The 8711-nt window shown below is 56.6% G+C and carries 7 protein-coding genes and 1 pseudogene; 1 reads left to right on the forward strand and 7 read right to left on the reverse strand.

What is annotated here, in order from left to right:
• On the forward strand, positions 1 to 1332 hold a 1332-nt coding region (locus H6F43_RS15050), incomplete at its 5' end, for a succinate dehydrogenase/fumarate reductase flavoprotein subunit (protein WP_190343548.1).
• 24 nt (positions 1333 to 1356) lie between these two features.
• On the opposite strand, the gene H6F43_RS15055 is transcribed toward H6F43_RS15050, so the two are convergent.
• From H6F43_RS15055 to H6F43_RS21890, 7 genes and pseudogenes are all read right to left on the reverse strand, one after another.
• Positions 1357 to 3609, reverse strand: coding sequence for a nitrate reductase (locus H6F43_RS15055; protein ID WP_190343549.1), 2253 nt, complete (start codon positions 3607 to 3609; stop codon positions 1357 to 1359).
• Complete coding sequence (locus H6F43_RS15060) at positions 3606 to 3902, reverse strand: DUF1830 domain-containing protein (protein ID WP_190343550.1); 297 nt, start codon at positions 3900 to 3902, stop codon at positions 3606 to 3608. The genes H6F43_RS15055 and H6F43_RS15060 overlap by 4 nt, the downstream gene beginning before the upstream one ends.
• A gap of 59 nt (positions 3903 to 3961) precedes the next feature.
• Positions 3962 to 4498 (reverse strand): FHA domain-containing protein, encoded by a 537-nt coding sequence (locus tag H6F43_RS15065; RefSeq protein WP_190343551.1) that lies wholly within the window; start codon positions 4496 to 4498, stop codon positions 3962 to 3964.
• Between the two features lie 58 nt (positions 4499 to 4556).
• Positions 4557 to 5387, reverse strand: coding sequence for a nitrate ABC transporter ATP-binding protein (locus tag H6F43_RS15070; protein WP_190343552.1), 831 nt, complete (start codon positions 5385 to 5387; stop codon positions 4557 to 4559).
• A 95-nt stretch (positions 5388 to 5482) separates the two neighbouring features.
• A complete protein-coding gene (locus H6F43_RS15075) occupies positions 5483 to 7483 on the reverse strand; it encodes a nitrate ABC transporter ATP-binding protein (protein ID WP_190343553.1) in 2001 nt (666 codons plus the stop codon).
• Between the two features lie 72 nt (positions 7484 to 7555).
• On the reverse strand, positions 7556 to 8344 hold the full coding sequence (gene ntrB / locus H6F43_RS15080) for a nitrate ABC transporter permease (protein ID WP_347272419.1): 789 nt from the start codon (positions 8342 to 8344) through the stop codon (positions 7556 to 7558).
• Positions 8345 to 8576: 232 nt separating this feature from the next.
• A pseudogene (locus H6F43_RS21890) lies at positions 8577 to 8711 on the reverse strand (bicarbonate-binding protein); the annotation flags it as partial.

Raw genomic sequence — 8711 nt, forward strand, 5'->3', positions numbered from 1 at the left:
ACCGGACACGCGATTTTGCACGAACTCATCTGCAACCTGATGCATCACGGTGTCACGGTCTACGACGAGTGGTACGTGCTGCGCCTGATTTTGGAAGACGGGCAGGCAAAGGGCGTCGTCATGTTCCGCATCCAGGATGGTCAGCTGGCGGTAGTTCGCGCTAAAGCGGTCATGGTTGCCACAGGCGGCTATGGGCGCGTCTACAATACCACCTCAAACGATTACGCCTCCACGGGCGACGGTTTGTCGATGGTGGCACAGGCGGGTCTGCCATTAGAAGACATGGAATTTGTGCAGTTTCATCCCACAGGGCTGTATCCGGTAGGCGTGCTGATTTCCGAAGCCGTGCGTGGAGAAGGCGCCTATCTCATCAACAGCGAGGGACGGCGGTTTATGGAGGAGTACGCGCCAAGCCGGATGGAACTGGCTCCCCGCGACATCACTTCTAGAGCCATCACCTGCGAAATTCGCGCTGGTCGCGGTGTGCATCTAGATGGCAGTGCGGGAGGTCCCTTCGTCTATCTCGATCTGCGCCACATGGGACGAGAAAAAATCATGAGCCGGATTCCCTTCTGCTGGGAAGAGGCACATCGGCTGGTTGGCATCGATGCGGTCCATCAACCGATGCCTGTGCGTCCCACGGTGCATTACTCAATGGGTGGCATTCCGGTTAATACAGATGGGCAGGTACGCAGCAGCTCTGACGACTTGGTAGACGGCTTTTTCGCCGCTGGGGAAGCGGCTTGCGTGTCCGTTCACGGTGCGAATCGGTTAGGTAGTAATTCGCTGCTGGAGTGTGTGGTGTACGGACGGCGCACGGGGGCAACGATCGCCCGCTACGTCCAGTCCCGCAAACTCCCTGACCTGGATGAAACTTCCTACCTGAGCGAGGTTGCTAGCCAGATTCGATCGCTCCTCGACCAGCCTGGACAGTACCGGATTAACCAAATTCGGCAGGCGTATCAAGACTGTATGACCGAGCACTGCGGCGTTTTTCGCACCGAAAGCGTTATGCGCGAAGGACTCAGCAAGCTAAAGCAGATTCAGCAGCAGTACAGCCAAATCCGACTGGACGATAAAGGAACGCTCTGGAACACCGAGATTATTGAGGCACTGGAACTCCGCAGCCTCATGATTGTAGGCGAGATGATTCTGACGTCGGCGATCAATCGTCAGGAAAGCCGCGGCTCTCACTCCCGCGAAGACTTCCCTCAGCGCGACGACGCCAACTTCCTCAAGCACACGCTGGCGTACTACTCGCCTGCAGGAATTGAGATTCAGTACAAGCCTGTGGTGATCAATCTGTTTCAGCCACAAGAGCGAAAGTACTGAGCTTGCTGCCGCTAGCCACGATCGTTAAGTGGACAGCGAAGATACGCAATTTTCTCGTCGCATGGGCTGGATCGTCCGCACGGCGTTGTCCAAGTGCACCGGACTCAACTGCACAGCGCAGGCTTTAAGTTCCGGCTGTGCAGAATCTGGGCAGGCTTCCGGGTGCGTTAGCGCATTTGCTTCCGACTGGTCTGCCCAAAGTCCGCCCCAGTGCATCGGCACGAACACGGTACCGGACGCGATCGCCCGCGTCACTCGTGCCACAAATCGGGCAGTGCCGCGCCGCGATCGCACCTCTACCCAAGCGTCATCCTCAATCCCCAAGGACGCAGCATCGCGGGGATGAATTTCAATAAACGGGTTGGGATACATCTGGCGGATTTTATCAATTCGACCCGTTCGCGTTTGGGTGTGCCAGTGTCCGTAGATCCGCCCCGTTGTGAGGATGTAGGGATATTGCTCATCTGGTGGCTCCGCCAACCCGCGCGAGTGATAGGCAGCAAAGCGGGCGCGTTGATCGGGAGTGTGGAACCGGAAGTCGGTGTAAAGGCGGGAGGAATTTTGGATTTTGGATTTTGGATTTTGAATTGAATCCGCTAATTCATCAGTCCTAATTTCTAATTCAAAATTTTTGTCTGGGCAGGGCCACTGAAGCGGACCCTCGCGCCGGAGACGATCGTGGCTGATGCCACTCATGTCGCACGGGCGATCGCGGGTGAGCTGAACGAACTCGGCATGAATGTCGGCGGCAGTAGAAAAGGCGAACTGGTCGGTAAAGCCCAAGCGGCGACCTACTTCTGCGAAAATTGCCCAGTCTTCTCGCGCCTCTCCAGGAGCAAGTTGGAAGGCAGGACAAAGGGTGACGCGGCGTTCCGAATTGGTCATGGTGCCCGTTTTTTCACTCCACTGCGTTGCGGGCAGCAGCACGTGTGCGTAGGCGGTCGTTTCGGTGGGGTAGTACGCTTCTTGATACACCGTGAAGGGCGATCGGCGCAGTGCCGCTTTGGTCCGCTCTAAATCCGGCATGCTGACCACCGGATTGGTTGCCGCAATCCAAAGAAACTGGACCGCGCCAGTTTCTAGTCCGCTGATCATCTCCCATGCCGTGCGTCCAGGCTCAGCGGCGATTTGTCCGATCGGTAGCCCCCATGCCTGTTCCACCTCGGCGCGGTGCTGCGGATTTTTCACTGAGCGGTATCCGGGCAGCAACCCGGACAGTCCGCCTGCTTCCCGTCCGCCCATTGCGTTTGGCTGTCCTGTCAGGGAGAAGGGTCCGGCCCCCGGTTTGCCAATCATGCCAGTCATCAAGTGCAGATTAATCAGCGTTCGGACTTTGGCAGTGCCCTCGGACGACTGGTTAATGCCCATCGACCAAAGCGACAGCACCCGCTGCGACTCGCCCCAATAGCGGGCAGCCGTTTCCAGGTCGGTCTGGGTAATGCCGCAGCGCGCCGCAACGGCCTCCGGAGGGTAGTAGCGAATGACGTCTTCGTAGCGGTCAAAGTCCTGCGTGTGCTGCTGGATAAAGTCAGCATCGAGGTAGCCCCAGCGCACTAGTAAATGAGCGATGCCATTCAGTAAGTCAATGTCGGTTCCGGGACGAATAGCAAGGTGCAAATCTGCCGCAGCTGCCGTATCGGTGCGGCGAGGATCGACGACAATGAGTTTGACGTGCGGATGTTTCTTGTGGTACTTTCGCAGGCGGTTGAAGACGATCGGGTGGCACTCCGCTGTATTTGTGCCAATCAAAACGGCGCAGTCGGTTAGCTCTAAGTCCTCGTAGCAGCAGGGAGGACCATCGGAACCAAAGCTTTGCGTGTAGCCTGCCACTGCCGATGACATACACAGCCGCGAATTGGCATCAAAGTTATTGGTGCCCAAGCAGCCCTTCATCAGCTTTTGCGCCGTGTAGTAGTCCTCTGTGACAAATTGCCCCGACCCGTACATGCACAGGGCATCGGGACCGTGGGAGTGCCGCACCGCTTTAATTTGCTCGACAATCCGGTCCAGCGCCGTTTCCCAGCTCACCTGCTGAAACGGCTCGTTCAGCGAGTCCCGCAGCATGGGATAGAGGAGACGATCGCGGTTGATCGACTCTACCACCGTCGCGCCTTTAACGCAGACCATCCCCTGACTAGAGGGATGCGCGCGATCGCCGCGCACTTGCCAGCGTTCGGCGTCAGAATTGGAGCCAGGACGAGATGTCGTTTGTAGAACCTCTAAACCGCAGCCCACCCCGCAGTAGGGGCAGAGGGTTTTGGTGTGCAATGGTGTCATTCGGATAAATCAGCGGAATCGGGATGAGCAGGCGTAATCTCGGCAGGCAATTCGTTCACCTGTAGCCGAAGACAGGGAATTTGCTCCAGGAGAGAAGCGCTGTTAGCGATGTGGATGTAAATCTCTAACACCGCGTCTGGAACTGCTTCGAACAGCAGGCGCTGCTGGGGAAACACGAGGCGCTCAAACAGCCCGCCAGAGACGTGTTCAATCCGTGCCTGTTGCAGTTGGGTCGTCGTGTTGACGTAGCAGCAGAGGATGCGATCGGACCAGGGAGTGGGAGTCTGTACCATAGCGCTGAGTCACGGAGTATCGCAGATTACCAAACTTAGACCTGCTGAACACGATCGCGTCAGTCTACTTCAGCCGTCGGTGCCAAGCTCGACGCTGCCGTCTCAGCCTGTTTCCAACCCGACAGCATCACCAGAATTGCGATCGTGCTTAGGGTAACCGTGTCTCCGTCTTGCAGAAACTGCTTTCGCAGCAGCGCTAGACGATGACGATTGACGTAGGTGCCGTTCTTGCTGCCCAGATCCAGGACGTAGAAGCCGTGCTGGGGACAGTAGCCGATCGCGGCATGGAGTCGAGAGATGGAGGCGTAGGGCAGCACGATCGCGCAAGCCGCATTGCGTCCGATGATCCAGCTTGTCCCCACCTCGGTTGTGCCGACAGGCTGCTGCTGCCGCTGTAGCGTCAAAAACGCCGTCCGACCCGTGGCGACCGCCTGGAGGTAGTAAGAAGCAATCCACAACAACTGCCGTACGGTCGGATCGATCGCGGTTGCTTGCGCACCATCCGATTCGGATGCGGCAGCTGACTCGGACGGCTTGGGTTTCAAGCGCTCTAGGCTGTTGAAATCCTCGCGGTGGGGCGGCGTTGAACTCGACATAGGATCTACAGCGGATAAGGATTACGTGGATCACCAACAGCTAGTAGATGAGCCGCGATCAGTCGTCCGTGTGTGCATAGCGGCTAAACAAGAAGTCGAGCGCGTGATTTCGCAGCGTGTAGTACTTGGGGTCTTCCATCAGTTGAGCCCGATCGCGGGGGCGAGGGAACGGAACGTCCATCACTTCGCCGATCGTGGCGGCAGGTCCGTTTGTCATCATCACAATCTTGTCTGCCAGGAACAGCGCCTCATCGATGTCGTGAGTAATCATCATTACGGTGACGCGCTGCTTAGTCCAAATTTGCAGCAGCTCTTCCTGAAGCTCTTCTTTGGTAATGGCGTCGAGGGCACCAAACGGCTCGTCCAGAATTAGCATCTGTGGACAGATCGCCAACGCGCGGGCGATCGACACCCGCTGCTTCATTCCACCCGATAGCTGCGGCGGCTTTTTGTCCGCCGCTTCTTCCAGACCAACCATTGCCAAGTGCTCTCGCACAATGTCCATTTTGTCTTGCTTGGACTTGTGGGGATACACCGCTTTGACTGCCAAGTAGACATTCTCGAATGCGGTCTTCCACGGCAGCAGCGCGTAGTTCTGAAACACCACCATGCGATCGGGTCCGGGACGGGTAATCGGCGTTCCCTGAAGCCGCACTTCTCCAGTCGAGGGCTTGCTAAATCCCGACACCATGTTTAGCAGAGTCGTTTTGCCGCAGCCGGAGTGCCCAATGACGCAGATGAAATCGCCTTCGTTCACGACCAAATCGACCCCATCCAGCACGGTGTAGGGTCCTCTGGGCGTTGGGTAAACCTTGGTGACGTGATCGATCACCAGAAACGGCTCCGAACGGGTTGACTGAACAGTCTGCGGGCTATGGAGAGTTTGCATAGGTGAATAGGGGATTTGGAGTTTACTGGCGTTGCAACGGGTTTGAAGTCTGCGCTTTGTTGAGGGCAACGGCACCATTCAAAACGTGATCGGGTTTAGGCGTGAGCAGCCACACGATCGAGGAGAATTTCTTCGATGCGGAACGGACGGTGGATGGCAAAGCTGTTGAGATAGCCGATCGGGTCGTCAGGATTGAACACGGTGCCGTCGAAGAGCGAGAAGGCGTCCCGGTTCGGGTCTGTGTCGGGCAGTCCTAGCTGACGAGCGGCTTGACCGTAGAGATCGACGCGGCGAGATCGCTCCAGAACTTCGATCCAGTTGCGCGGGAAGGGTGTTAGATCCCAGCGCGCCAGTTGCGTCAGCACCCACAAGCCTTCGGCGCGACCAGGGCAGTTGCTTTGATCGACATAGAATTGGTTGTAGCGGTACAGAGGTTGTGGTTCACCCGTGCCGCGATCGTAGGGGGTGAGGAAGCCAGGGCGGATGACGTCGGGCGACGTGTTGAGGTACTGCGGCAGCGACAGCAACTCCACAATGTCTTCGCGATTGCGGCGATCGTCGCAATAGTCGCAGGCTTCGATCAGCGCCCGCACTAGCGCCAAATGAGTTTGAGGATATTGATTAACCCAGTCTTCCCGGACGCCGAGGATCTTTTCTGGGTGTCCTGCCCAGATGTCTAAATCGGTCGCGACAACGAATCCAAGGTCTTCCCTCACGGCGCGGGTGTTCCAGGGTTCTCCGACGCAGTAGCCGTCAATGGTGCCTGCGGTCAGGTTAGCGACCATTTGGGCAGGCGGAATGACGGCTAGATTCACGTCTCGATCGGGATCGATGCCGCCTGCTGCCAGCCAGTAGCGCAGCATCAGGTTGTGCATCGACGTGGGATGAACGACGCCCAGCGTGTGAACGCTATCCGGCGTGCGATCGAGCGCTGCTTTGAAGTCAGGGAGCGACCGGACGCCTTCGTTGTAAAAGTGCTTGCTGAGGGTGATGGCGTTGCCATTGCGGCTGGTGACAAGGGCACAGACGATCGGCAGCGGATCATTGCCGCCAATGCCCAACGTCAGCGCTAGCGGCATTCCTGCCACCATCTGAGCCGCATCCAAACGCCGGAGTGAAATGCCATCGGCGATCGCTTTCCAGCTTGGCTCGCGGCAGAGGTTGACTTCTTCCAGTCCGTGCTTGGCAAAGAAGCCGCGCTCTTTGGCGACCACCAGCGGCGCACAGTCGGTCAGGGGAATAAAGCCAATGTCCAGGTTCACTTTTTCTAACCCATGACGGGCAATCACCACGGGCTGCTGTTTCTTGCGCTGTTTGTCGCGCTTCTGCTGGTTGAGGAAGTAAATCATCTCGTTCCGCAGCGCGTAGTACGTGGGATGGTTTACGACATCCATGCGCTGCCGCGGACGGGGAATTTTCACGTCCAAAATTTGTCCAATGTGCGCCTCTGGACCGTTCGTGAGCATGACGATGCGATCGGAAAGCAGCAGCGCCTCGTCTACGTCATGCGTCACCATTAGGCAGGTCATGCCCGTTTCCTGGCAAATCCGCATCAATTGCTCTTGCAGGTTGCCCCGGCTCAACGCATCCAGCGCCCCAAACGGCTCATCCAGCAGCATCATTTTGGGGCGAGTGGCGAGGGCGCGAGCGATCGCCACTCGCTGCTTCATACCGCCTGAGAGTTCAGCGGGCTTTTTGTCTGCCGCATGGCGCAACCCGACCAGGTCGATGTGCTGCTCGACAATGCCGCGCTGTTCGCCTTTGGGCAACTGCTTCATCACTTTGTTGACCGCGAGGGCGATGTTTTGCCGCACGGTTAGCCACGGCAGCAGCGAGTAGTTCTGGAACACCATCATCCGATCGGGTCCAGGACTGGTCACTTGCCGCCCGTCTAGGACGACGCCGCCCTGTGTGGGCTGCTCCAGTCCAGCAACGATCGTCAGCAGCGTCGATTTGCCGCAGCCAGAGTGCCCAATCAGCGTGACAAATTCGCCCTGCTGAATTTTGAGATCAACATTCTTGAGCGCGATGTAGGTGCCGCCGCCAGAGAGGGGAAATACTTTGTCGATGTGGTCAACTTCGAGGAAGACTGACATAGGAAATGGGGAGTGAGGAGTAAGGGAGGGTGGGAAATTTTGAATTCGAAATTCGGAATTCAAAATTCGGAATTATCGTTCTGAGACGATGAGGGAGCCGAGCCAGCCGACGAAGCGATCGAGGATTAAGCCCACAATGCCAACGTAGAGGACTGCGATAACAATTTGACTCATGCTTTCTTCGTTACCGCTGTTGTAGGCGTCCCAGATAAAGAAGCCGATGCCGCCCTCCGCTTTCAGCATTTCGGCAGCGACGATCGCTAGCCACGCTAGACCGATACCAATGCGAAGTCCAGTGAAAATGTAGGGGACGGTCGAGGGAATCAGAATGCTCTTCAGGTACTCCTGACGCGACAGACGCAGCACTTTGGCGACGTTGTTGTAATCCTGGGGAATTTGCTGAGCGCCAACCGCCGTGTTAATCAAAATAGGCCAAATTGCCGTAATAAAAATCACGAAAATTGCGGCGGGGTTGTTGTCCTGAAAAATGCCTAGCGAGATCGGTAGCCACGCCAGCGGCGGGATGGTCCGCAGCACTTGAATTAGCGGGTCGAGTCCGTTGCGCATGAAGGTGCTGGTGCCCACGATGATGCCGATCGCAATGCCGACGATCGCGGCGAGTGAGTAGCCCAGCGCCACCCGCTGCAAACTAATGAAAATCTGCCAGCCCAAGCCTTTGGACGTGCCTCCGTCATCAAAAAAGGGATTGAGAATGTACAGCCAGGTTTGCTCAATCACCTTCACAGGTCCAGGCATTTTGGATTCGGGACCCATGCAGAGTAGCTGCCAAACTAGCAACACAATACCGATGCAAATAGCAGCGGGAATTAAAGTTTTAGCGACCTTACTAAACTTTTCCATTGCTGGAGAGGGAGCCGTGCGACGAAGCGAGGAGTTGATCGTCATAGAGTGCGTAGTGTGAAGGGCGTGCAGCGAGATCTGGATATCTTCTGGATATCTAAGGTAGGAGGGATAGAGTTTGAGGATTGCTCGATTTGTTACCAATCCGGTTATTCGTCATTTGTGGCGCGTGATTCGTTTGCTGCTAATCGAGAGTCGCTAACGACAACGAACGGCTGATAATGACTGATGCTCAAGCCCTTTTGATCTTGAGGCTACTCAGGTATGCAGAGGGATTTTCAGAATCAAATTTGACACCGTCGAAGAACGTTTCAACGCCACGAGAATCGTCTTTGGGAATGGCGGCAGTTTGACCGATCGCCTTTGC

This window comes from Leptolyngbya sp. FACHB-36 (assembly GCF_014695955.1).
Classification (GTDB): domain Bacteria; phylum Cyanobacteriota; class Cyanobacteriia; order Leptolyngbyales; family Leptolyngbyaceae; genus FACHB-36.